Source organism: Pseudomonas sp. DR48 (assembly GCF_019823085.1).
In the GTDB taxonomy this organism is placed as follows: Bacteria; Pseudomonadota; Gammaproteobacteria; order Pseudomonadales; family Pseudomonadaceae; genus Aquipseudomonas.
On record NZ_CP081946.1, the window covers coordinates 2,466,920 to 2,490,463 of the forward strand.

General features: G+C 59.7%; 19 protein-coding genes. 12 read left to right on the top strand and 7 right to left on the bottom strand.

Translation table 11 applies throughout. The features are described from left to right. The first annotated feature begins 203 nt into the window (after positions 1 to 203). From K5K95_RS11215 to K5K95_RS11245, 7 genes are read left to right on the top strand one after another with little or no spacing between them, the layout of a single operon-like run. Positions 204 to 1,961, top strand: a complete 1,758-nt coding sequence (locus K5K95_RS11215) for a carbamoyltransferase (RefSeq protein WP_090176383.1) — start codon at positions 204 to 206, stop codon at positions 1,959 to 1,961. Continuing rightward, positions 1,945 to 3,075, top strand: a complete 1,131-nt coding sequence (locus tag K5K95_RS11220) for a glycosyltransferase (protein WP_222589495.1) — start codon at positions 1,945 to 1,947, stop codon at positions 3,073 to 3,075. The genes K5K95_RS11215 and K5K95_RS11220 overlap by 17 nt, the downstream gene beginning before the upstream one ends. Further along, positions 3,075 to 3,971 carry an antimicrobial resistance protein Mig-14 gene (locus K5K95_RS11225; protein WP_222589496.1) on the top strand — a complete coding sequence of 299 codons (897 nt, stop codon included), beginning with the start codon at positions 3,075 to 3,077 and terminating at the stop codon, positions 3,969 to 3,971. Before K5K95_RS11220 ends, K5K95_RS11225 begins: the two co-directional genes overlap by 1 nt. An 8-nt stretch (positions 3,972 to 3,979) precedes the next feature. Further along, positions 3,980 to 5,413, top strand: coding sequence for a PIG-L deacetylase family protein (locus K5K95_RS11230; protein ID WP_222589497.1), 1,434 nt, complete (start codon positions 3,980 to 3,982; stop codon positions 5,411 to 5,413). Positions 5,414 to 5,466: 53 nt separating this feature from the next. Continuing rightward, a complete protein-coding gene (locus tag K5K95_RS11235) occupies positions 5,467 to 6,351 on the top strand; it encodes a DUF6625 family protein (protein WP_222589498.1) in 885 nt (294 codons plus the stop codon). Beyond that, on the top strand, positions 6,348 to 7,502 hold the full coding sequence (locus K5K95_RS11240; RefSeq protein WP_222589499.1) for a glycosyltransferase family 4 protein: 1,155 nt from the start codon (positions 6,348 to 6,350) through the stop codon (positions 7,500 to 7,502). Before K5K95_RS11235 ends, K5K95_RS11240 begins: the two co-directional genes overlap by 4 nt. Further along, positions 7,499 to 8,383 (top strand): glycosyltransferase, encoded by an 885-nt coding sequence (locus K5K95_RS11245; RefSeq protein WP_222589500.1) that lies wholly within the window; start codon positions 7,499 to 7,501, stop codon positions 8,381 to 8,383. Before K5K95_RS11240 ends, K5K95_RS11245 begins: the two co-directional genes overlap by 4 nt. A 74-nt stretch (positions 8,384 to 8,457) precedes the next feature. On the opposite strand, the gene K5K95_RS11250 is transcribed toward K5K95_RS11245, so the two are convergent. Further along, positions 8,458 to 9,681 carry an acyltransferase family protein gene (locus tag K5K95_RS11250; RefSeq protein ID WP_222589501.1) on the bottom strand — a complete coding sequence of 408 codons (1,224 nt, stop codon included), beginning with the start codon at positions 9,679 to 9,681 and terminating at the stop codon, positions 8,458 to 8,460. Continuing rightward, complete coding sequence (locus tag K5K95_RS11255) at positions 9,681 to 11,543, bottom strand: O-antigen ligase family protein (protein WP_222589502.1); 1,863 nt, start codon at positions 11,541 to 11,543, stop codon at positions 9,681 to 9,683. Before K5K95_RS11255 ends, K5K95_RS11250 begins: the two co-directional genes overlap by 1 nt. Positions 11,544 to 11,699: 156 nt before the next feature. On the opposite strand from K5K95_RS11255, the gene msbA reads away from it, so the two are divergent. The 3 genes from msbA (at position 11,700) to hldE (ending at position 16,017) form a co-directional block, all read left to right on the top strand. Then, complete coding sequence (gene msbA, locus K5K95_RS11260; RefSeq protein WP_222589503.1) at positions 11,700 to 13,502, top strand: lipid A export permease/ATP-binding protein MsbA; 1,803 nt, start codon at positions 11,700 to 11,702, stop codon at positions 13,500 to 13,502. A gap of 157 nt (positions 13,503 to 13,659) precedes the next feature. Then, entirely contained in the window at positions 13,660 to 14,364 is a 705-nt protein-coding gene (locus K5K95_RS11265) for a sulfotransferase family 2 domain-containing protein (RefSeq protein ID WP_222589504.1), read from the top strand. 228 nt (positions 14,365 to 14,592) lie between these two features. Further along, a complete protein-coding gene (gene hldE, locus K5K95_RS11275; protein WP_090176352.1) occupies positions 14,593 to 16,017 on the top strand; it encodes a bifunctional D-glycero-beta-D-manno-heptose-7-phosphate kinase/D-glycero-beta-D-manno-heptose 1-phosphate adenylyltransferase HldE in 1,425 nt (474 codons plus the stop codon). Between the two features lie 125 nt (positions 16,018 to 16,142). On the opposite strand, the gene K5K95_RS11280 is transcribed toward hldE, so the two are convergent. From K5K95_RS11280 to K5K95_RS11295, 4 genes are all read right to left on the bottom strand, one after another. Continuing rightward, the gene (locus tag K5K95_RS11280) at positions 16,143 to 17,111 is read right to left on the bottom strand and encodes a metal ABC transporter ATPase (RefSeq protein ID WP_222589505.1); all 969 of its coding nucleotides are present in this window, start codon (positions 17,109 to 17,111) and stop codon (positions 16,143 to 16,145) included. A 32-nt stretch (positions 17,112 to 17,143) separates the two neighbouring features. Beyond that, positions 17,144 to 17,956, bottom strand: coding sequence for an aldo/keto reductase (locus tag K5K95_RS11285; protein ID WP_090176347.1), 813 nt, complete (start codon positions 17,954 to 17,956; stop codon positions 17,144 to 17,146). Then, a complete protein-coding gene (locus K5K95_RS11290) occupies positions 17,953 to 19,128 on the bottom strand; it encodes an NAD(P)/FAD-dependent oxidoreductase (RefSeq protein ID WP_222589506.1) in 1,176 nt (391 codons plus the stop codon). The genes K5K95_RS11285 and K5K95_RS11290 overlap by 4 nt, the downstream gene beginning before the upstream one ends. A gap of 197 nt (positions 19,129 to 19,325) precedes the next feature. After that, positions 19,326 to 19,658, bottom strand: coding sequence for a DMT family transporter (locus tag K5K95_RS11295; RefSeq protein WP_222589507.1), 333 nt, complete (start codon positions 19,656 to 19,658; stop codon positions 19,326 to 19,328). Between the two features lie 103 nt (positions 19,659 to 19,761). Between K5K95_RS11295 and K5K95_RS11300 the strand changes: the two genes are divergently transcribed. Both K5K95_RS11300 and waaA read left to right on the top strand, forming a co-directional pair. Continuing rightward, the gene (locus K5K95_RS11300) at positions 19,762 to 20,664 is read left to right on the top strand and encodes a LysR family transcriptional regulator (protein ID WP_222589508.1); all 903 of its coding nucleotides are present in this window, start codon (positions 19,762 to 19,764) and stop codon (positions 20,662 to 20,664) included. 11 nt (positions 20,665 to 20,675) lie between these two features. Beyond that, positions 20,676 to 21,950: a lipid IV(A) 3-deoxy-D-manno-octulosonic acid transferase gene (waaA, locus tag K5K95_RS11305; protein WP_222589509.1), complete on the top strand. Its 1,275-nt coding sequence runs from the start codon at positions 20,676 to 20,678 to the stop codon at positions 21,948 to 21,950. A 119-nt stretch (positions 21,951 to 22,069) separates the two neighbouring features. Here waaA and K5K95_RS11310 read toward each other — a convergent pair whose 3' ends face one another. Then, on the bottom strand, positions 22,070 to 23,509 hold the full coding sequence (locus tag K5K95_RS11310) for a TolC family outer membrane protein (protein ID WP_222589510.1): 1,440 nt from the start codon (positions 23,507 to 23,509) through the stop codon (positions 22,070 to 22,072). Between the last annotated feature and the right edge of the window lie 35 nt (positions 23,510 to 23,544).

Below are 23,544 nucleotides of genomic sequence, written 5' to 3' on the forward strand. Positions count from 1 at the left end.
CCGGGATCCCCCAGTCCATTTGCGCAGGAGTCTATGTCGACGATCTTCTACTGTCAACGCGCGAGCCTGCCGTTTCCCGCTAGAGGCTTGCCGCGGCTTTTAAGCTATAATCCCGCCCTTTAGCTGTCTCTCGCCCCTTGCGAGGGCACATTAATTTTTGAGGCGCTTGTCGCCTGCATGCAGACTAAAGAGGCTAGACCCCTGTGGCATTGACGATTCTTGGCCTGTCCGGCGCCCTTAGCCATGATCCTTCCGCAGCCTTGTACATCGACGGCAAGCTGGTCGCTGCGGCTGAAGAAGAGCGCTTCGTGCGCGATAAACATGCAAAGAACCGCATGCCTTACGAATCGGCGAAGTTCTGCCTCGAACAGGCGGGTATCAAGCCGTCCGACGTTGACGTGGTCGCGATTCCATTCGCCCCGATCAGCATTTTCGGCAAGGCTCGCTGGCAGTACGCCAAGCGTTACTGGTACGCCCCGGACCGCGCGCTCGACGCGATCCTGATGGGCAACCGTCGCTACAAGCGCTATCGCAACAAGATCGTCTGGTGCCTCGAGCAACTGGGCTTCGATCCGAAGAAAATCAAGATCGAGCCGGTCGAGCACCACCTGGCCCACGCCTCCAGCGCTTACCACTGCTCCGGTTTCAAAGAGAAAACCGCGATCCTGGGGATCGATGGCAAGGGTGAGTACGCCACGACCTTTTTCGGTTACGGCGAAAACGGCAAGATCCACAAGATCAAGGAATTCTTCGATCCGGACTCACTTGGCGGCCTGTATGGCGCGATCACCGAGTTCCTCGGTTTCGACATGCTCGATGGTGAGTTCAAGGTCATGGGCATGGCGCCCTACGGCGACGCCAGCAAATACGATTTCTCGCGCCTGGCGTCGTTCGAAAACGGCGAACTGGTGATCAACACCGACTACGCCAACGTCATCGGCCTGCGTCGCTACAAAGAGAAGGGCAAAGGCTACTACTTCTCGCCGAAGCTGATCGAGTGGCTGGGACCCAAGCGCGAAGGCGACATCGCTGACGAGCCGTACATCCACTACGCGGCGAGCATTCAAGCGCTGTTCGAAAAGATCGCGCTGCAGATGATCGACCACTACCTGGGCGACGTGCTCAAGGAAACCGGCAAGCTGGCCTACGCCGGCGGCTGTGCGTTGAACGTCAAGCTCAACCAGAAAATCATCGCCCGCGATGACGTTAAAGAGTTGTTCGTGCAGCCTGCGTCCGGCGATGCCGGCACCGCGGTGGGCGCTGCAGCTTACGTGTCCAACGCCCGTGGCGTTCCGGTCGAGAAGATGGAACACGTCTACCTCGGCCCGTCCTACACCAACGAAGACGTGCTCGCTGCCTGTGCCCGTCACCCGAGCAAGCCGGTCTGGCGCAAGCTTGAGAACATGCCGGAAAACATCGCCAAAATCATGGTCGATGGCAACCCGGTGGCCTGGTTCCAGGGACGCATGGAGTTCGGTCCGCGTGCCTTGGGCGGTCGTTCGATCATTGGCTGCCCAAGTGCCGTCGGCGTCGCTGACCGCATCAACCACCAGATCAAGTTCCGCGAGCGCTGGAGGCCTTTCTGCCCGTCGATGCTCGACACCGTCGCGCCGCAGATGATCAAGATCGATCACCCGGCGCCGTTCATGACGTTCACCTTCGAAGTGGCTGAAGAGTGGAAGACCCGCGTGCCGGAAGTTGTCCACGAAGACGGTACCTCCCGGGCCCAGGTGCTCAAGCGCGAATACAACCCGCGCTACTACGACATGATGAAGGCGCTGGAAGTATTGACCGGCAACGGCGTGTCGCTGAACACCTCGCTCAACCGTCGCGGCGAACCGATGATCTGCTCACCCACCGACGCCCTGAACATGTTCTTCGGCTCGGACCTGCAGTACCTGATCATGGAAGACATTCTGGTGGTCAAAGAGGGTGCGAACGCTTATGACACGCTCGGCTGAACGCCATGTGCTGCAGTTCTGTCACGGCTATGACGGGCCGTTTCTGGACTGCGCCCGGCAGTACGCCAGCCTGTTCGCCGGGACTGGATATCGCGTGACCACGGTGTTCCTTACCGGGGCCGCCGACAGCGATGTCGCGGCAGGCTGCGCTTCCGATGAAGTGCTGTTCATGGAGTACAGCTCAAAGGCCATCCGTGGCCTGAAGCTGGGCGCCATCAGCGATCTGCGCAAGATCGCCGCCTCACGCAATTTCAGTTTCTGCATCGCTCACCGGTTCAAGCCGATCTACATCGCCTTGCTCGGCACCTCGCTGCCGGTGATCGGTGTGCACCACGCGTTTGGCGATTACAAACGCGGCACCCGCAAACTTTTCGCCAATCTTTTCCGCAAGCGCCTGAGCCTGCTCGGGGTTTCCGATGCGGTGCGTGATGACATGCGCAGTTGCCTGCCGAAATGGCCCGCCGAGCGGATTCAGACTCTCTATAACCGCATCGACGTGCCGGCGTTGCAGACCAGCCAGGTGTCGGTCCGCGAGGCACGGGAAACCCTCGGCCTGTCGGCGGATGCCTGGATTGTCGGCAACGTCGGGCGGCTGCATCCGGACAAGGACCAGACCACGCTGCTGCACGGTTTCGCCGCAGCATTGCCGGGCTTGCCGGCCAACAGTCAGTTGGTGATCCTCGGTAGCGGCCGACTCGAACAGGACCTCAAGGCCCTGGCCCGTGAATTGGGTATCGGCGATCGCGTGCTGTTTCTCGGTCAGGTACCGGATGCGCGCCGCTATTTCCGCGCATTCAACGTGTTTGCCTTGAGCTCTGATCACGAACCCTTCGGCATGGTGCTGCTGGAAGCCATGGCTGCCGGCGTTCCGTTGCTCGCCACTGCGTGCGGTGGGGCGAAGGAAATCGTTGAAGGGGTGGGCATTCTATTCCCGCTGGGCGATGCCGAACACTTGGCCCAAGGGCTGCAACATCTGGCCGCGATGGACGACCAGCAACGTCACCAGTGCGCCGAACTGATGCTCGATCGCTTGCGTGAGCATTTCTCCGACCGCGCGGTACGTGATGCTTTCTGGCATTTGCCACAGGTCACAGAACTGGCGCAGAGGGGCTGATGCTCAACCGATTTCAAGGCTGGCGCGAACGTGGCTGGGCGGTGGTCGATGCCTCGACTTATGCCCAGGCCTGGCAGCGTTTTGGCGGCAGCGTCGCGACTCATCCCCTGGTGGTTGAACGCCTGGCGCAGTTGGCCGAGATCCCGGTGCGGTACCTGGCCTGGGAGCAAAACGGTGAAGTCAAAGCAGCGATTCCGACCTGGGGGCGCGACCTTGCGCTGTCCAAGGATGTGCTCAAGCGCCGCGGTAAAAAGGGCCTGTTCGACCTCGGTAATGCCGAGCTGATCTTGCCGGCCGCCGCAGATGCTCAAGCACCTCTGCGCCATCGCGGGCGATATTTGTCAGCCTTGAGCGAAGGCCGCTTCACCGACATCAAGTTGCAGGCCGAACAACTGGCGATGGCCCGTACACCCGAAGAGTTGTCGAAAAAATTTCGCTACAACCAGCGCCGTGAATTGCGCCTGTTGGAAGAGGCGGGCGGGGTGGTGCGTCCGGTCGCCGATTTCTCCAGCGCTGAGCTGGCAGCGATCTACTGCGACCTGTTCCAGCGGCGCTGGGGCTTCCCGGCCACCGGGGCCGAGCGCATGGGCGAGGTGATCGAGCTGCTGCGCGACTTCCTGATAGGCTCGGTGATTTTCCTCAACGATGCACCGATTGCGATTCAGCTGGTGTATCGCGTCGAGGCGCCGCAGTGGATCAGCGTTGAATACATCAACGGGGGCGTCGACCCTCAAACGCGTGAGTTCAGTCCCGGCAGTGTGCTGAGTTTTCTCAACACTCAAAGTGCCTGGGAGCATGCGCGGGCCCTGGATAAGCCCCTGCGGTTTTCCTTCGGGCGCGCCGATCGTGAATACAAGGACCGCTGGTGCAATCCCGTGCCGGTCTTCACCGTGTGAGACAGCCCATGAGCCGCAAACAGCAACTGCTCAAACGCCATCGTCGCAACAAGCGCATCGGTCTGTTGATCGCACTGGTGCTGCTGATTGCCATCGGCGTGTGGGTGGCCTGGTGGTTGCCGCCGGTGTTGGCGGTGTTGGGCTGGATTGCTCACGAAGCCTGGTTTGCCGACCATTTGTTCTATTCGCCCAAAGACGATTACCAATACAGTTTTGCGCCGTACACCCAGCAGCCCAAGGTTCATCTGGACGGTGAGCGTCTACGGCTGGACGAAGGCGTCATGCTGGTCGATGACGCCACTCTGGTGCTGGCGCTGCGGATAAAGAGCACGTGGCTGGGACGCTTTATCGATCCGGTGGTTGAGTTGGCGGGCGGCGAGAGTCCCGACCGGCAAACCTTCGAACGGGGTGTCAACGGTCTGCGTTACCTGAACCTCAGCGGTCAGGCGCAGGTGCTGTCGCGAGGCGAGTTACGTCTGCGTGGGCGGTTCTGCCGATTGTTCGGCGAGCCCGTACTCTGGGCATTCGAACAACCCGATTATCGACGCCAGCGCGTGATGGTGATTGCGCCCCACGCTGACGATGCAGAGTTGGCGGCCTATGGTTTATACAGTCAGGCCGATGAAGCCTGGATTGTCACGCTCACCGCCGGTGAAATCGAAGCTGAACACTATCGACAACTGGGCCTGAACAAGGTCGAGGCAGCACGCCTCAAAGGGCGTTTGCGCGCCTGGGACAGCATCGCGGTGCCGCGTTGGGCCGGTGTGCCTGAAGCGCATTGCGTTCAGTTGGGTTATTTCTGTCTGCAATTGGCGGCGATGCAGGCCACGCCGGCTCAATCGGTGGGTTCGCGGGAAGCGGATCTGAGCGACACCCGAGTGTTTCGCCAGTTGAACCCATTCGCCCTGCCAGGCGATGTCGACGGCGCTGCGACCTGGAACAATCTGCTGGCCGATCTGCGCGAGCTGTTGCTGCGCGCGCGGCCCGAGGTGATTGTGTTGCCACACCCGATACTCGATCCGCACCCTGATCATATTTGCGCCCAGCAAGCAGTTCTCGAAGCCTTGCAGGGGCTGGAGTGGCAGCCGACGACACTGCTCGGCTATGCCAACCATTTGCACGACAACGACCGTTGGCCAATGGGCGATGCAGGCCACGGCATCGCACTGCCTCCTGCCTTTGACTCGGTCACGCCGATGGAGCCGTACTGCCTGCCGCTGTCGCTGGACTTGCAGAGAGATAAAGCCATGGCGCTGGGCATGATGCATGACCTGCAACCGCCCATGCCCTTCAAGCGCCGTGTGCGTCGGTTGATACAGCGACTGCTGGCCCGTAGAGCACTGCCGCTGTATGGCGAAAACGAATTTTTTCGTAAGGCGATCAGGCGTCACGAGTTGCTATGGCTTTTGAAGCATACTGAAACACCTAGGCAGCAGAAATGAAGTTCTGCGCGGCCTAGCATGGCTGCGACTCAAACTACTGTAGTGATTCTTCCGTGATCAACCCATGCCCACGAATAGTTTTTTTGATTCCGTATTTCGGCTGCTGGCCGTTCTGGATGCCGTTCTTTCTGGAGAGTTGTCGTCGTAACCCCGATATCGTCTGGTTGCTGTTCAGCGACTGCGGTATCCCGGAGCATCTGCCGCCCAACGTCACGGTCGAATGCATGACATTCAGTGAGTACTGTGGGCTGGTGTCTGATCGGCTCGATATCGACTTTGCACCGGATGCGCCTTACAAACTCTGTGATATCAAACCGGCGCTGGGGCATATTCATGCCGACCGCCTGCAAGGCTATGATTTCTGGGGGTTCGGCGATATTGATCTGGTGTATGGTGACCTTCGTGGTTATTTCACCTCGGAGCGACTGGCCGGTCATGACCTGTTCTCGACTCACGAGCGGCGGGTCGCGGGCCATCTTTGCCTGATGCGTAACAACACCCGAAAGCGTGAGTTGTTCATGAAGATGAAGGACTGGCGAAAGCGCTTTACCGACCAAGTGCACCACGCGCTGGACGAGGGCGCATTCAGCCGAATCTTCCACTGGCGCAAAAATTTTCCCGAGCCCTTGTTCACCTGGGTGGGCAAGCTCAATCCGTCTCGACGACGCAGTGAATTCACTGAGGCGTTCAGCACCCCGGGAGGCTGCATCAAGTGGCACGACGGCACGGATGATTTTCCGCGCCACTGGTATTGGCGCAATGGCTGTTTGAGCAACGATCGCGATGGCGATCGCCGGTTTCCGTATTTCCACTTCGTCTGCTGGAAGCGCAATGAGTGGTCACGGTTGCCTTCACCCGATCCAGCCGAGGTCCGGCGTATTGCCGCCGACGCGACCTGGGTCATTGATGCGACTGGTTTTCACCGGGGAGAGTTATGAGTCAACGGTCAAAGGTTCTGCAGTTGCAGCCAGACTACAACGTCAAAGCCCATGATTTTGCCGACCTAGCGGAGCAGATCGTCAAGGCTTTGCCGAGCGAGCGCTATGAAGTGACCGCCGCGTTCCTGCGTGGCAAGCCCGGGCCAGGCGAGGCCGTGAGCCGGGCTGACCGTTCGGTGTATTTCGAGTTCTCCGACAAGTCCCTCAAGGGCATGCGCCTGCGGGCGATGTGGCAGCTGTACAAGTTTTGCCGCGCGGAAAAATTCGACGTGGTGATCTGCAACCGCTTCAAACCCGTGAACATGATGCTGACCCTCAACCGTTGGTTGAAAGTGCCGCTGTGCATTGGCATCTCCCACGGCTTTGGCGAGTACGACCGGTTTTACCGGCGTCGCCAGACCCAGCGCCTGATCGATCGGCACTGGCGTTTTGTCGGCGTATCGCCGGCCGTCAAACAGTACCTGCTGGACTGCGACTGTGGTTTCACCGACCAGAACACCTACGCGATCACCAATGCGATCGACATCGAACAGGCCGAAGGCTTACAGCACAGTCGTGAGCGCGCCCGCGAGTTGCTGGGCATCGATCCGTCGGTGCGCTTGATCGGCGCGTTGGGTCGTCTGGTGCCGGTCAAGGGCCACACCTATCTGCTGCAGGCGTTTGCCGCGCTCAAAGACAAATACCCGAACACCCAATTGGCGATCATCGGGGCCGGCCGCGAAGAGTCGAAACTGGCAGCCGAGATCGAGCGCCTGGGCCTGACCGGTCGCGCACACCTTTTGGGCTTCAAGGAAATCGCCTTGCAGTACATTCGTGCGTTCGATATCTGGACCATGCCGTCCCTGGCTGAAGGCCTGGGCCTGGCGCTGCTGGAAGGCATGAGCGGACACCTGCCGGTTATCGCCTCCAATGTGCCGGCAATGCTGCCGTTGATCGAAGGGGCTGGCGGGTTGGCGATTACGCCGAAGGATGTGCCGAGCCTGGTCACGGCGCTGGATAACTACCTTGCCCTGTCGGATGACGAACTCAAGGCCAAGGGTGAGCAGGCGTTCCTTTATCTGCAGAAAGAACATGACATCGAGGTGTTCCGCCAGGAATACCTGAACCTGATCGAATCCGGCCTTGAACAGGCTCGCAAGGAACAACCATGAGCGACGCGCAACCTCTCGTAACGGTCATCATCGCGTCGTATAACCACGCTCGCTACATCGAGGAAAGTATCCTCAGCGTTCTCAATCAGACCTATAAGAACATCGAACTGCTGGTGGTCGATGATGGTTCCAGTGACGACAGTGTCGAGCGCATCAAGGTATTGCAGGAAAAGTACGGCTTCGATTTCCGGGTTCAACAGAACCAGGGCCTGACGAATACCCTCAATGCCGCCATTGCCCGCTCAAAGGGCAGCCTGATCGTGCCATTCGGTTCCGACGACATCATGCTCCCGGAACGTATTGCGACGCAGGTGGCCTACATGGATGGCAAGCCTGAGGTCGGTATCTGCGCCGGTAACATCGAGCTGATCGACGCCGACGGCAATCTGTTTCCCGAGAAGCGCCAGCGCCGCGATGTGCCGTTTCGGCGCCTGGACTTTGATGACATGTTCCTGGAGCGCAAACCCTATCCGCCCGCGCCGACCCTGATGATCCGTCGGGAAGCGCTGGACAAGGTGGGTGGGTTCGATCCGAACATTCGGCTGGAAGACTTGCTGATCGAATTGAAGGTGACCCGTGCCGGGTACTTCATCGATGGCCTGAATGTATTGATGGCGCGCTATCGCAAGCACCCCACCAATTCCTACAAGAACCACCGCTTCATGGTCGACAATATCCTGCGCTCCTACGCGCTGTTCAGCGATCATCCGCTGTACGACGAGGTGCGCTACAAGTTCCTCAGTTCAATGTTTCTCAAAACCTCCAACCGCGATCGCAAGTTGGCTCGCGAGCTGCTGGCACAGATCCCGTTCAAAGCCTGGAACAAGAAGACCTGGCGTGGTCTCGGGCGGCTGTACTTCTCGCCGCTGGAAAAAGACTAAGGTCTTGACGCAATATTCTTAACAGCTGGCGAAGCCTGCATTCGGCTGCGCCAGCTGCTAGAGGGTATGTGAGATCAGCGAGCGATCTTTTCCGTCAGGCCCTTGTCGACCTTCCTGCTCCTGCTTTGCCGCAACCACTGCAAGACTTTCTTGCCTGCGTTGATGCCCGGCTGTTCGATGTACAGGAACGTCAAGCTGCTGATGACTATCAACAGGCAGCTGCACACGGCCAGCAGCGTCAGAAAGGTCGAAGTGTCGCGAGCATCCAGCTCCAGCATGGGCGGCAGTCGCTGCACCAATAACCAAAGCACGAACCCGTGCAGCAAATAGGTGCTGTAGCTGATTTCCCCGAGCCAGCGGATGCTGCGCGGTTTCAACAGGCCGAACAGGTTGTTTCCGGACGCCACGATCACGAAAAACAACGACATGAGCAACAATGGCCTAAGGCTGAAGGCGCGGTTGAATGCCGTGAATGCAATGGCCAATGCCAGCAATGCGACAATGCCCGCCATTCGTGTCTGACTCCAGGCCATCAGTTGTGGCCGGCGAATCCAGTACGCGGCTCCGATGCCGCCGAGGAAGCTCGCCAGGAAGTGTTTTTTCAACGAATGTTCCCAGCCGACCACCTGGTAAAGGGCATAGATGCCGATCAGGCACAGCACCACTTGCATCCAGGTTGTGCGATAGATAAACACCATGGCGGCGAGCGGTAGGGCTAGGTAGAAAAACATCTCATAGCCCAAGGTCCAGGTGACGTTGGAGATCAACATGCCGGTGCGGTGGTACTGGTTGACGTCGGGTAGGGCGAAGGTCAGCCAGGCCAGAATCTGTCCGAGCAGACGGATGCCAGGTTCCTTGAGTTCCCAGTTCTGCAGATAAAACACCGTGACAAATACGATCAGCATCAGCGGCAGGTACAACGGGTAGAGGCGAAACAGGCGAGACACGGCAAAGGCAAGCCAGTCGTGTTGACGTCCTTGGGTGAGCAATCGGTTCCAGAACAGGAAGCCGGTGATCATGAAAAACAGCGCGACGCTGCCCTGGCCGAGTTGTGCGTAAAAATTGCTCGGCGGAAAATCGATCACGCCGGTGCGCAGGAAGATCCAGGTAATGATCGAGTGATGCACGAACACGCCGAACGCCAGATAGCCGCGTAACCCGTCAATGCTGGCGTAACGGCTTTCGCCGGAATGCTTCAGGTGACGGGCTATTTTCGGGACGGCGCGCAACAACAGGGCGGCGGTCAGGATGGCCAGCAGATAGGCTGCCGGCGCAATGAGTGGGTTGGTTTCGGTCATCAATGAGACCGAGCCGGGAGACTCCCGGCCAGCACTTGCCTGTGCAGATTATCGACAGCGGATTTTGACGCCGTCATGGCATATCCCTGGAGCAACGCTTCGAAGTGATCTTCGAACAACCAGCGTCGATCTACCGTGTAGCGTTGCATGTGGCGCAGATTACGCTGACGCAGCGACAGGCTCAGGGATGAAGGGTAGATGCGCATGTCGGCCACGTCGATCAAGCCGAACTCGCCATCTTCAAGCACCAACACGTTGCCCAGGTGCAGCGAGCGGAAATACACACCTTGCTCATGCAGTTGAGCCATGAACTTGCCGAATCGCTCCACCAGAGCCTGACGCACTGCCGGAGCTGTAATGCCTTGCATCACCTGGCGCAAGGTGTTGCCCGGGAGTGGCATATAGTGCACGGCGCTGCTGCCATCGTGGAGCCGGTACAGGTCAAGAATTTTCGGGGTGGGAATCCCCATGCCGCGCAATTGTTCGCTGTTGACGGCAAAGCGTTCGGAGTACGGGTTGAAGCTGCCCGAGGTGTACCAGCGGCGGCGACGGAACAGCTTGAGGAAGCTGCCATCAACCAGACGCAGGACTTTAGGGCCCAGGCCATCTTCTTCGATTACCTGCGCATTGGCCGTCAGCGCTTGCAGGTCTGTCGGCTTCAGTGCCTTGACCGGCATTGCCAACAGGCGTCTGGTGCGCAGGTTGATGCTCAGGGCGGCGACCAGTGCCAACGGAATCCATAGCAGAAACCAGTGCTCTTTAGGTCGCGAGATAATGCCGCCACCTTCGGTCAGACCCGCACCAATCCCGAATATCAACCACGTCGAGGCAATGATAAACAGCGGTTGCACGCGATTACGCCAGCTGCTCAGCAACGCCCAGGCCTGAAAGAACAACCACGGAAGCAGGCCTATAATGCCGACGTAATACAGAACGCCCAAGGCAAAGCTGTGAGGCTCCTGGAAGTTTGTTCCGACCCCCGGGTCTATGGCCAGATCAGCGTTGTAGCCATGGCCGATCCACGGGTGTTCAGCAATTTTGTTCAGCGCCAACTGCCAGATTTCGAAACGATAAGAGTCGCCGCGCTCGATGATCATCCGTGAGAACAGCACTGCTACGGTTGCCCCGCTGACGAGCAGCACGCCAAGCAAGACCATGGACCGCCGACCCCAGCAGATGAAACTCAGCCAAAACGAGGCGATGGTCAGCGCAACCAGCGGGGTTCTGGAGCCGGTCGCAATGACGGCGGCGAACATCACGGCCATCGCCGGGATGCTCAGCCAGAGCACCTGCTTGCGCTTGCAAGTCATGCTCAAACTCAACCAATACGCGCAGAAAAATCCGAACACGTGAGAGCTGAGCAAGGGATTGTCGAACGCACCGCCACCGATCAGGCGTAGCCCAGGCTCGTAGATACGAGAAAACATGAATAAGTAGTAGGCCGTGCAGATCAGACCCACGATTGCGGCGGTGAGCAACAGTGGTTGAATGATTTCACTGCGATAACGCACCAGCAAATAACACCCTGCGAACAACAACAACGTATGCAGCGGTGGCTTGAATTCGCCGAAGAAGCTTTTGCTGTCAGGGGTCCAGCATAAACTCACCATAGCCCAGGCGACGAACACCAGCGCTGCAATGAAGATCGGTTGGCGTAGCAGCTCCTTTAGTGCACGAGGCCGCAGGCAAAGGGCAACCAATGCCGGAATGCTGAACAGTCCATAAAAAAGCTTGTGGTGCAAACTTCGGCCCGGCAGGAAAAACATCGCGCACAAGAGCAGAAAATAGCCAACGGGAAGAATCCAGAGGCAAATGAAATCGAAAACTCGATTGGACACGTTGTTTAAACCGCTTAGCTGCATGCTGAAAGATTCAATCCTGAAGTTGATCGGCCATTTCGGGGTGATGGCTATTTGATGCTGAACACTACGTCTAACAATAACAGCCTTTGTGCGATTGCCAGAACCCTGAGGAAGCTGTGCTAAAGTCAGCGTCCTTTTTATCGACATTCGCGTGATATGACCGACTCCAGTCTCTCCGCAAGCCCTTCGAGCTTGAAAATCTACTTCCGCCTGCTCGGTTATGTCCGGCCGTACATCAGTCTGTTTCTGATCAGCATCGTCGGTTTTCTGATTTTCGCTTCGACGCAGCCGATGCTTGGCTACATCCTCAAGTATTTCGTCGACGGTTTGTCCAACCCCGAGGCGGCACTGTTTCCAAACGTGCCTTACCTGCGTGATCTGCAACTGCTGCAGGCCGTGCCGTTGCTGATCATCCTGATTGCCGCATGGCAGGGATTGGGATCTTATCTGGGCAACTACTTTCTGGCCAAGGTTTCCCTCGGGCTGGTGCATGACTTGCGTGTGCAGCTGTTCAATAACCTGCTGGTCTTGCCCAATCGATATTTCGACAAGCATAACTCGGGTCATTTGATTTCGCGTATCACCTTCAACGTGACAATGGTCACCGGGGCGGCCACAGATGCGATCAAGGTCGTAATCCGTGAAGGCATGACGGTGATCTTCCTGTTCGCTTCGCTGCTGTTCATGAACTGGCGCCTGACGCTGGTCATGGTCGCCATCCTGCCGTTGATCGCTATCATGGTGCGCACCGCGAGCAAGAAATTCCGTAAGCAGAGCAAGAAAATCCAGTTGGCCATGGGTGACGTGACGCATGTGGCGTCGGAGACCATTCAGGGTTATCGCGTGGTGCGCAGCTTTGGCGGCGAAGTCTACGAAGAAAAGCGTTTCTTCGAAGCCAGTCAGGGCAACACCGACAAGCAACTGCGCATGACCCGTACCGGCGCCATCTACACGCCGTTGCTGCAATTGGTGATCTACACCGCGATGGCGGTACTGATGTTCCTGGTGCTTTACCTGCGCGGTGATTCGTCGGCGGGCGACATGGTTGCCTACATCACTCTGGCCGGTCTGCTGCCCAAACCGATTCGCCAATTGTCCGAAGTCAGCTCGACCATCCAGAAAGGCGTGGCCGGTGCCGAGAGCATCTTCGAGCAACTGGACGTCGCGCCTGAAGTCGATACCGGTACCGTCGAGCGTGATGCCGTCAGCGGCCGTCTGGACGTGCGCCACCTGAGCTTCACCTACCCCGACACCGAGCGCCAGGTGCTCGATGACATCAGCTTCTCGGTCGAGCCGGGGCAAATGGTGGCGTTGGTCGGTCGATCGGGTAGCGGCAAGTCGACGCTGGCCAACCTGATTCCGCGCTTCTATCACCACGACAAGGGCGAGATCCTGATCGACGGTGTCGAAGTGGAGCAGTACAAACTGCTGAACCTGCGCAAGCACATCGCCCAGGTGACCCAGCACGTCACGCTGTTCAGTGATACCGTGGCCAACAACATTGCCTATGGCGATCTGGCCGGCGCGCCCCGTGAAGACATTGAAAAAGCAGCTCGGGATGCTTATGCGATGGACTTTATCGCGCAACTGCCCGAAGGCCTGGACACCCAGGTCGGCGAGAACGGCGTGCTGCTTTCCGGCGGTCAGCGCCAGCGGCTGGCAATTGCCCGGGCGCTGTTGAAGAACGCGCCCCTGCTGATTCTGGACGAGGCCACGTCGGCCCTCGATACAGAGTCGGAGCGTCACATTCAGGCAGCGCTGGATCAGGTCATGAAAGGCCGGACCACCCTGGTGATCGCGCATCGGTTGTCGACCATCGAGAAGGCGGACCTGATTCTGGTGATGGACCAGGGGCGGATCGTCGAGCGCGGCACCCATGCCGAACTCCTGGCGCACAATGGTTACTACGCCCGACTCAATGCCATGGGCCTCGATGCCCCGGCCGAAGACATCGCCTGACAAATGATCACCGGGCGTGCAATGCGCCCGGTGATTTGTATCCAGACCTTTACCCTTCTTGACCAAACCTGAATAAAACTGCGTGCCGCGCTTGCTAAGGTTCCTGAACGAATCTTGACTTCAACGATAGGGTCATCCCTTTCGCGCGGGTAATGCCATGTTTCAACGTTATCTCTGGAAAATCCTGCCCAAGCCGCAACGGGCCTTCCTGCTGGGGCGCCTGTCGGTGGTGGACCGTCAGGCAGTGAACAAGTCGATGTCGGGCAACCTGCGTTTCCCTCGGGCCTTCGAGCAGCATGCCTGTCTGTTCATCCACGTCCCTAAATGCGCCGGGAGCAGCATCTGTGCGGCGATATTCGATAACTGGAGCCCGGGGCACTTGCCGTTGTACTGGTACGAGCAGCAGTTTCCCCAGCAGTATGCCGCCAGTTTCAAGTTCGCCTTCGTTCGTGATCCACTGGAAAGGGCCTACTCGGCCTACGCTTTTTTACGGGGCAATGTGTTGGGGCAGCGTGATCACGCAGCGCAGCAACTGGTCAGTCACTACCGCGACTTCGATGACTTCGTCAGGCGCTGGCTGCACCCGGAAACCATCAACCGGCAATTGCACTTCGCCGCGCAGACAGACTTTGTCACCGACTCCCTGGGGCATCTGGCCCTGGATTTCGTTGGTTATCAGGAACACCTGGAACGTGACTTCCAGCTGGTTTGCGAGCGGTTGGGTCAGTCGGTGGCATTGCCTCACCTCAACGCCTCCCGGCAACGACTTGCAACGCCGGCCCGGGATTTCTGCACGGCGCGCACACGCCGCCTGGTGCGGCGAGCGTATCAACGTGACTACGAGTTGCTCGGTTATGAATGAGTCGCTGCCATGTTGGTGATCTGGACGTACGAGGCGCCGCTGTCTGCCGAGTGCGAGATCGACACCGAAAAACGGGCGCAGGCAGATGCTTGCAGGCAGTTATCGTCATTTCTGCTCAATAAATGACCAGATTTTAGTGTCGAATCATCCGGTTGCAGCCGTCGCGCAAGCCAGTGCCCACCCTGTGGTAATATCGCGCCCCTGTTCATTTTGTATGTGGGTTGCTCCATGAAGTTGTCCATGCCGCGATTCGATCAAGCCCCTGTCTTGGTGGTCGGCGATGTCATGCTCGACCGTTACTGGCATGGTGGTACCTCACGGATTTCCCCTGAGGCACCGGTGCCGGTGGTCAAGGTCGAGCAAATCGAGGACCGCCCGGGCGGTGCCGCCAACGTTGCGTTGAACATTGCCGCCCTCGGTGCTCCGGCCTCGCTGGTCGGCGTGACCGGCGACGACGAAGCAGCCGACAGTCTGGCCAATAGTCTCAAGGGGGCAGGCGTTCGTGCCTTGTTCCAGCGCATCGCGCACCAGCCGACCATCGTCAAGCTGCGGGTCATGAGCCGTCACCAGCAATTGCTGCGTATCGACTTTGAGGAGCCGTTCGCTACCGACGCACTGGCGCTGGGCGAGCAAGTCGACGAATTGCTCGAAGGCATCAAGGTGCTGGTGTTGTCCGACTACGGCAAAGGCGCGCTGAAAAACCATCAGGTGCTGATCCAGGCCGCCCGTGCCCGTGGCATTCCGGTGCTGGCCGATCCCAAGGGCAAGGACTTCTCGATCTATCGGGGCGCGAGCCTGATCACCCCGAACCTCAGCGAATTCGAAACCATCGTCGGCGGTTGCGCCGATGAGCACGAACTGGTGAGCAAAGGCGCGCAGCTGATGCACGACCTCGATCTCGGCGCATTGCTGGTGACCCGAGGCGAACATGGCATGACCTTGCTGCGTCCGGACCATCCGGCGCTGCACCTGCCGGCCCGTGCCCGTGAAGTGTTCGACGTGACCGGTGCCGGCGATACGGTAATTTCCACCCTGGCGGCAGCGATTGCAGCGGGTGAAGAACTCCCTCACGCGGTGGCCCTGGCCAACCTGGCGGCGGGCATCGTGGTCGGCAAACTCGGTACGGCGGCCATCAGCGCGCCGGAGTTGCGTCGTGCCATTCAGCGTGAAGAAGGTTCCGAGCGCGGCGTACTGGGCCTGGAGCAGTTGCTGTTGGCGGTCGCCGATGCGCGTGCGCATAAAGAGAAGATCGTGTTCACCAACGGTTGTTTCGACATCCTGCATGCCGGCCACGTAACGTATCTTGAGCAGGCTCGGGCCCAGGGCGATCGTCTGATCGTCGCGGTCAACGACGATGCGTCAGTGAGCCGCTTGAAAGGGCCCGGTCGTCCGATCAACAGCGTTGACCGTCGCATGGCCGTATTGGCCGGTCTCGGCGCGGTGGACTGGGTTATCAGCTTCCCTGAAGGCACCCCGGAAAACCTGCTGCGCGAGGTCAAGCCGGATGTGTTGGTCAAGGGCGGTGATTACGGAATCGACCAGGTGGTCGGCGCGGACATCGTGACCGCTTACGGCGGGACGGTGAAAGTGCTGGGGCTGGTTGCGAACAGCTCGACGACTGCAATAGTCGAGAAAATCCGCAAGTCCGAATGACACGTTGATCGTTCCCACGCTCCGCGTGGGAATGCAGCCCGGGACGCTCGGCGTCCCAGAGCGGACGCCGAGCGTCCATTGAAGCCTTCCACGCCGACGGTTCGACCGGTTCGACGTGAGAACGATCAAGAGCTGACTTTTTTCCGCGGCACAATCTTCTTCAGTAATAGCTTCGCTTTCCCACGCAGCCGCGCCAAACCGGAATCTTTCCCCGGCGGGCTCAATCCCTGCTGTCGCATCCAGTCCTTCCAGCGAATCCGCTCGTCGCGCACCAGCCAGCCTTCCTGCTGGGCAAAACTCTCTGCCAGATACAACCCACGCGTACTCGCCGGGTATAGCTGATCCTTTTTCAAGGTATACAACTCGGCCATCGGCTGGCCGTCCTGCAGAGGCATCAGGTACAAATCGGGGCGCTTGCGATCGAGCCGGGCCACCAGCTGATCACCCTCCAGTCTTTCATCGACATGGAACAGGCTCAGGGATTTGGCTTCCTTGGGCACCTCCAGGCGCAAGTCATAGATCAATTGCAACGAAGCCGTCGGCAGATGCACATAGGCATGCGGACGTTCGATCAACTGCATCTTGGCGCAACGCACCGGCCGCGCAGAGCCGGACAACGGTGTCAGGCGAAAGGGCAATGCCTCGCGGTAATGCAGCGCGGACGAGTAGGGCGCCGGCAACCAGGTGTCATTGAAGCGTCCACCGAGCCAGCCTTCCGGGGTTTCGAGCAGACACTCTTCGGCTATCTCCTGGATCGCGGTGTGCAGCGGCAGGTTCAGTTCGTGGGCCGGCACGTAACCAGAGATCAACTTGAGTACCACGTCGCCACGGTCCTGCCGACGCTGACGCACCAATACCCAGTAATCGCGATTTTGCCAATGCAGGGTCAGGCGCACCGAGACCCCGAGGTTGGCCAGTTCCAGCGCAAAGCGCTGAGGGTCGGCCACCGCCACCGGGCGGCGACGTTGCAGGGTCTGGGAAAAATTGAGCGGCATCCCGACGCTCTGATAACTCAGGCCTTCGGGAGTCGCTTCGACGTATAACGGCAGGGTCTTGAAGTTGCTCGGGTTCTTTCTTATGAGCGTACGCGGCATGTCGGCTCCTGCTTAAGGCCGCGTGGGCGGCATCAGTTTCTACGAAGGACCTGGGCAACGGTCGCGACGTTGTGGGCGAGGTGCAGCGGATTAATGGTCCCGACAATAGCACTGGCAACGCCGGGATGTTCAAACAACAACTCGAAGCTGGCGCGCACCGGGTCTACACCCGGGCTCAGGCAGACGTGACCGCTGGCGAGGGCTTTCTTGACCAGAATGGCTTTACCGTGAGCAGCAGCATAGTCAATGACCGGCTTCTCGTTCTGATCGTTCAGATTGTAGGTGACCATGGCGCAATCACCTTGTTCCAGAGCCTTCAAACCGCCTTCTACGGTTTTGCCGGAAAAGCCGAAGCCGCGAATCTTGCCTTCGGCCTTGAGTGCGGCGAGGGTCGCATAGACCTCGCTGTCATTGAGGATCGCCAGGTCGTTGCCGTCGGAGTGCACCAGCACCAGGTCGATGAAGTCTGTTTCCAGGCGTTGCAGGCTGCGCTCCACTGACAGTCGGGTATGCGCGGCGCTGAAGTCATGGCTCGACTGGCCGTCGCTAAACTCTTCACCGACCTTGCTGACGATCACCCAATCCTGACGCTGGCCACGCAACAACGGCCCGAGACGTTCTTCGCTGCGGCCATAGGCCGGGGCTGTGTCGATCAGGTTGATGCCCATGTTGTGCGCAAGCTTGAGCAACATCCGCGCTTCGTCGTCATCGGGAATCTGGAAGCCGCTGGGGTATTTCACCCCTTGATCGCGGCCGAGCTTGACCGTGCCCAGGCCCAGCGGCGAAACCAGCAGGCCGGTGCTGCCCAGTGGGCGATGCAGTTCGTGCAGGGTCGGTTGGCTCATGGCAACAGTTGCTCCCAGGCGGGGATGCCAATCGGTGGTTTTGGCAGATCGGGTAGCGGCGTCGTAGGGCCGGGTTGAATGCCGTCACGCGCAAGGCTTGCGATCACCCGGTCGGCGAAGTCTGGCGCCAGTGCCAATTTGGTCGGCCAGCCGACCAGCAGTCGACCTTCTTCGGCCAAAAATGCATTGTCAGGACGGGTCAGCCCCGATTGCAGCGGCTCGGCGCGGTCCACGCGCAGGGTCGCCCATTGCACCGTGCTCAGATCAATCCATGGCAGCAACTGGCCAAGTTCTTTCTGCGCGGTGGCGATTTGTTCGGCGGGTTCGCGAGCAACACCTTCGGCTTCAGCGATATCGCCGCCCAGGTACCAGACCCATTGGCCATCGGCCGCCGGGTGGGTGGTCACGGTGATGCGCGGCTTGGTGCCGCCGCCCAGGCAATGGGCGTACAGCAGTTTGAGGCTAGGGCCTTTGGCGATGATCATGTGCAGCGGCCGGCGCTGCATGGCGGGCTGGCTCAGGCCGAGTGCTTCGAGCAGCGCTGCGGTGCCGCCACCGGCGCTGAGCACGATGCGCTGCGCACGGATCTCGCGCTCGTCGACCTTCAGGCCCACCAGAACGCCATCCTCCAGCAACGGTTCAATCTTCTGGCCGGCGAGCAAGCCGTCCCCCGCCAGATCGGCGAGGCGCTGGATCAGGCTCGGTACGTCGACCACCAATTCTGCCAGTCGATAGACTTTGCCCTTGAAGCGCTTGTTTTGCAGGGCCGGCGGTAGTTGGTCGCCCTTGACCTGATCGACGCGGCCGCGCACGGCTTTGCTGGCGAAGAAACTGGTGAGGTTGCCGGCGAGGGTGCCGGGGGACCAGAGGTAATGGGCTTCGGACAACAGGCGCACGCCGGACAGGTCCAGCTCGCCGTCGCCGGCCAACGCCTCACGCCAACGGCGCGGCATGTCGGCGATGGCTTCCGAGGCGCCGGTCAGGGCGCCATGCAGCGCGTATTTGGCGCCGCCGTGGATGATGCCCTGAGACTTCACGCTCTGTCCGCCGCCGAGGCTGGCGCTTTCCACCAGCACGGTCGAAAAACCCTGACGGCGCAGGCGCGCATTCAGCCAGAGGCCGGCGACACCAGCGCCGACAATCAGAACGTCGGTGGAAATAACGGATGGCATGCAGCGACCTCAATGTTCAAGACGAGGGCGCAGTATACAGACTCGAAGAAAAGGGGATTTGTTGGTGATCAATCGGGTGGCGCAAAACCTGTGGGAGCGGGCTTGCTCGCGAAAGCGGTGTGTCAGGCAACATTGATGTCGACTGATATGGCCCATTCGCGAGCAAGCCCGCTCCCACAATGGATAGTGCTTGGAGCTTAATGCCCGGCGGTTTTGGAGAAGAGCTGGATCACGACAACACCCAATACGATCAGCACCATCCCCAGCATCGCCGGCACATCCAGCTTCTGGCCGTAGATAAACAGCGCCGCCACGCTGACCATCACGATTCCCATGCCGGCCCACACCGCGTAGGCAACACCCACCGGAACGCTGCGCACCACCAGGGTCAACATCCAGAAGGCAATGCCGTAGCCGACAATCACCAGAATCAGCGGCAACGGGGTACTGAAGCCTTTGACGGCTTTCATCGAAACGGTTGCGATCACTTCGGCGCAGATGGCAATGGCCAGATAGTAGTAAGCGGTCATGGGTGCATCCTCGTGTGAAGTGTTGCTTTGTGTGGTCGGCATTCTAGAGACTCCCCAGATGCGGTAAAGTCATTACCTATCTGTTCTGAAGATGGGTTGCCTCATGAGCATGCAATGGAATCTGGAGCATCTGCGGCTGTTTGTCAGCGTAGCGGAGCAGCGTTCGTTTTCGGCGGTTGCGCGGGATCAACGCAAGGCGCAATCGGCGGTGAGCAGTTCGATTGCCCAGCTGGAGGACGACCTCGGCGTGAGCCTGTTCGACCGCAGCAGTGGCCGTCAGCCCAAACTCACCGAAGCCGGCAACGCCTTGCTGGAAGAGGCGCGCGAAGTGCTGCGTCAATGTGAACGCCTCAATGGGCGGGCGTTGGCGATGATGCGCGGCCAGGAGGCACGCCTGCGGGTGGCTCAGGATGAGGCGATGCCCTATCAGCCGATCATCGAGAGCTTTGAAGCCCTGGCGGAAAAATTTCCCAGCCTTGAAGTGCAACTGACCAGCGCCGCCCAAGGCGATGTGGCGCGCAAGCTGGTGGAGCGCCGGGCCGATCTGGGCTTGCTGTTCTATCACGATCAGATTCCCGAAGCCCTTGAGCGGCGAGTGCTGGGCAGCGTCGAGATGGTGACCGTGTGCGGTGTCGGACATCCGTTGGCCAGGCAGATGCAGATTGATTGTCAGCAAATGGCGCAGCATCGACAGCTGCTGATGTCCACACAGTCCAGCGTCTACCCCGGCAGTGAGCCGGCCAGCCCGCAGGTCTGGCGGGCCGACAGCTTCTACGTCATGGCGGAATGGCTGGTGCGCGGCCTCGGCTGGGCCTGGCTGCCGCGGCACGTGGTGCAATACCCGGCGTATCAGGGCCTGATGGTTGAGCTGGACAGCGAATGGACTCCGCCGGCGCTGGTGGTGGAGCTGGTATGGCGCCGCGATGAACCCCTCGGTCCGGCGGCGCGTTGGCTGGCGGAACGTTTTGCCGTGCACTTGCAGGCGATCGGTCAAAAAAGCCGATAAACTCCGCCGCCATGAATAGAACTCTCTACACCGCGCTGTTTTACCTGGGGCTGCCACTGGTAGCGATTCGGCTGTGGCTGCGCTCGCGCAAGGCACCGGCGTATGCCAAACGGATTGGCGAGCGATTCTCCCTTGGCATGCCGGCGATGAAACCGGGCGGCATTTGGGTGCACGCGGTGTCCGTGGGTGAAAGCATTGCGGCGGCGCCGATGATTCGCGCCTTGCTGCAACGTTATCCACAGCTGCCGATTACCGTGACCTGCATGACCCCAACCGGGTCCGAGCGCATCCACGCACTGTTCGCCAACGAACCGCGCATCCAGCACTGCTATTTGCCTTACGACTTGCCGTGCGCCGCCAAGCGATTTCTCGATCGGGTCCGGCCGACACTGGCGGTGATCATGGAAACCGAACTGTGGCCTAACCACATTCACCAATGCGCCAAACGCAACATTCCGGTGGCGCTGGCCAACGCGCGACTGTCCGAGCGTTCGGCCAGGGGATATGGCCGCTTCAGCAAACTGACTCAACCGATGCTTGCCGAGATGAGTCTGTTCGCGGTGCAGACCGAAGCCGAGGCCCAGCGCTTCCGTGACTTGGGCGCGCGTGCAGAAACTGTCGAGGTGACCGGTTCGATCAAGTTCGACCTGACCATCGACCCTGCACTGCTTCAGCGCGCTGCCGAACTGCGGGCGCAATGGCTGGCTCAGGAACGTCCGGTGTGGATCGCTGCGAGCACTCACGAAGGCGAAGACGAAGTGGTGCTGGCGGCTCATCGTCGGTTGTTGGCCAATCATCCCGATGCGCTGCTGATTTTGGTGCCACGTCATCCAGAGCGATTCAATTCCGTGTTCGAGTTGTGTCGGCAACAGGGGTTTGCCACGGTGCGTCGTTCCGCTGGCGAACCGGTCACCGCCGGCACGTCGGTGTTGCTGGGCGACACCATGGGCGAGCTGCTGTTTCTGTATGCGCTGGCGGACAGCGCATTTGTCGGCGGCAGTCTGGTGCCAAACGGCGGGCATAACCTGCTGGAACCGGCGGCACTGGCCAAGCCGGTGCTGAGTGGGCCGCACCTGTTCAACTTCCTCGAAATCGCCGCGCAATTGCGCAGCGCCGGGGCGTTACAGGAAGTGGAAGATGCCGAAGGTCTGGCGCTGGCCGTGCAGCGGCTGTTCGAATTGCCGCGCGATGCGCAGCGGATGGCGGAGGCGGGGTTGAAGGTGATGCGCACCAATCAGGGGGCGTTGCAGCGATTGCTGGATGGGTTGGGGCGGCTGATCGATTGATCGATCGGGTCGTCTGAAACAAAAAGATCGCAGCCTCGTTTCACTCGACAGCTCCTACAGGATTGATGCAAATCCGGTGTAGGAGCTGTCGAGTGAAACGAGGCTGCGATCTTTTGTTTTTACTGCGTCGGATTAGCCTTCAACTGCGCCGCCGCAGCCTTGGCCAGGTCCGGTGGCAGGAAGTCTTTATCCGGGTTGTAGTCGGCCTTCAGATAACGCCCCAGGTCCTGCAAATCCCCGGGATTCAACGTGCCCGCCGCCTGCTTCAAGCGCAGGTTGTCGAGAATGTAGTCGTAACGGGTATTGTTGTAATTGCGCACCGAGGTGTACAGCTGACGCTGCGCATCCAGCACGTCGACAATGTTTCGCGTGCCCACCTGATAACCGATTTCGGTGGCTTCAACCGCACTCTGGTTGGAAATGATCGACTGCTTGCGCGCCGCCACCTGCTCAACGTCGGTGTTCACCGCGCGGTGCAGGTTGCGGGTGCTTTCCACGATCTGCCGACGCAGGGATTCGCGCTGCTGCTCGGACTGATCCAGTTGCGCATACGATTGACGCACCTGGGAACTGGTCAAGCCGCCGCTGTAGATCGGGATGTTCAGTTGCAGGCCCACCGTCGTTTGCGAGACGTTGCCACCATACGGTTGGGGGAAGGCGTTCGGGTTGCTGAAACCCAGGGCGTCGTTGTCACCTTTCTCGTATTTCGCCACGGCGTCGAGGGTCGGCGCATGGCCGGCCTTGCGCTGCTTGAGGGTTTCTTCGGCCGCGCTGACGGCGTAGTTGCTGGCCAGCAGATTGAGGTTCTGCTTCGCCGCCGTATCGACCCAGGCCTTGGCGTCGTTCGGCGCGGGCGGCAGGATCGGCAGCGTATGGGAAATACCCCAGATCGAGTTGTACTGACGGTTGGTCAGGGTGATCAGAGCTTCGAAAGCATCATCCACCTGACGCTGCGCGAGGATCCGGTTGGCGCGCGCGGTGTCGTAGCTCGCTTGCGATTGCAACACGTCAGTCTTATCCGACAGGCCGACGTCAAAGCGTTCGTTGGACTGATCGAGCTGGCGTTTGAACGCGGCTTCCTCGGCCTTGGTCGAGGCCAGGTTGTCCTGGGTGCGCAAGACGTTGAAGTAACTGTTGGCGGTTTGCAGGATCAGGTTTTGCTCGGTCGCCGAGAGTTGCAGTGCAGCCTGCTCGTTGACGTCTTTGGCGGCCTGGAACTGGAACCAGCGATCAGCGCGGAACAGCGGTTGAGCCAACGTCGCCTGGTAGGAGTGGGCGTTGCGGTTGGCGGTCGCCGAAGGCTGATCGATGACAGTGCGCACGTTGGCCATTTCTGCGCCGCCCGAGATATTGGGCAGCAGCCCGGCGCGAGCCTGAGGCACGACTTCTTTCTGTGCGCCATATTGAGCAACGGCGGCGGCGAGGTCGGCGTTGTTGTCCTTCGCTTCCTGATACACGCTGACCAGATCGTTTTTGGTCGATAAGGGCGCTTCTGCTGCCCAGGCCATTCCATTGGACGCACAAGACACGGCAAGGGCCAGTGAGAGTTTGCGCAGCATGAGGCCATCCCTAAAAAAATTATGCTGATAATTTG

Coding starts and splice junctions, on each gene's coding strand:
- K5K95_RS11220 (WP_222589495.1), top strand. CDS start 1,945: ATGACACGCTCGGCTGAACGCCATGTGCTGCAGTTCTGTCACGGCTAT.
- K5K95_RS11225 (WP_222589496.1), top strand. CDS start 3,075: ATGCTCAACCGATTTCAAGGCTGGCGCGAACGTGGCTGGGCGGTGGTC.
- K5K95_RS11230 (WP_222589497.1), top strand. CDS start 3,980: ATGAGCCGCAAACAGCAACTGCTCAAACGCCATCGTCGCAACAAGCGC.
- K5K95_RS11240 (WP_222589499.1), top strand. CDS start 6,348: ATGAGTCAACGGTCAAAGGTTCTGCAGTTGCAGCCAGACTACAACGTC.
- K5K95_RS11245 (WP_222589500.1), top strand. CDS start 7,499: ATGAGCGACGCGCAACCTCTCGTAACGGTCATCATCGCGTCGTATAAC.
- K5K95_RS11250 (WP_222589501.1), bottom strand. CDS start 9,681: ATGACCGAAACCAACCCACTCATTGCGCCGGCAGCCTATCTGCTGGCC.
- K5K95_RS11255 (WP_222589502.1), bottom strand. CDS start 11,543: ATGCAGCTAAGCGGTTTAAACAACGTGTCCAATCGAGTTTTCGATTTC.
- msbA (WP_222589503.1), top strand. CDS start 11,700: ATGACCGACTCCAGTCTCTCCGCAAGCCCTTCGAGCTTGAAAATCTAC.
- K5K95_RS11265 (WP_222589504.1), top strand. CDS start 13,660: ATGTTTCAACGTTATCTCTGGAAAATCCTGCCCAAGCCGCAACGGGCC.
- hldE (WP_090176352.1), top strand. CDS start 14,593: ATGAAGTTGTCCATGCCGCGATTCGATCAAGCCCCTGTCTTGGTGGTC.
- K5K95_RS11280 (WP_222589505.1), bottom strand. CDS start 17,111: ATGCCGCGTACGCTCATAAGAAAGAACCCGAGCAACTTCAAGACCCTG.
- K5K95_RS11285 (WP_090176347.1), bottom strand. CDS start 17,956: ATGAGCCAACCGACCCTGCACGAACTGCATCGCCCACTGGGCAGCACC.
- K5K95_RS11290 (WP_222589506.1), bottom strand. CDS start 19,128: ATGCCATCCGTTATTTCCACCGACGTTCTGATTGTCGGCGCTGGTGTC.
- K5K95_RS11295 (WP_222589507.1), bottom strand. CDS start 19,658: ATGACCGCTTACTACTATCTGGCCATTGCCATCTGCGCCGAAGTGATC.
- K5K95_RS11300 (WP_222589508.1), top strand. CDS start 19,762: ATGAGCATGCAATGGAATCTGGAGCATCTGCGGCTGTTTGTCAGCGTA.
- waaA (WP_222589509.1), top strand. CDS start 20,676: ATGAATAGAACTCTCTACACCGCGCTGTTTTACCTGGGGCTGCCACTG.
- K5K95_RS11310 (WP_222589510.1), bottom strand. CDS start 23,509: ATGCTGCGCAAACTCTCACTGGCCCTTGCCGTGTCTTGTGCGTCCAAT.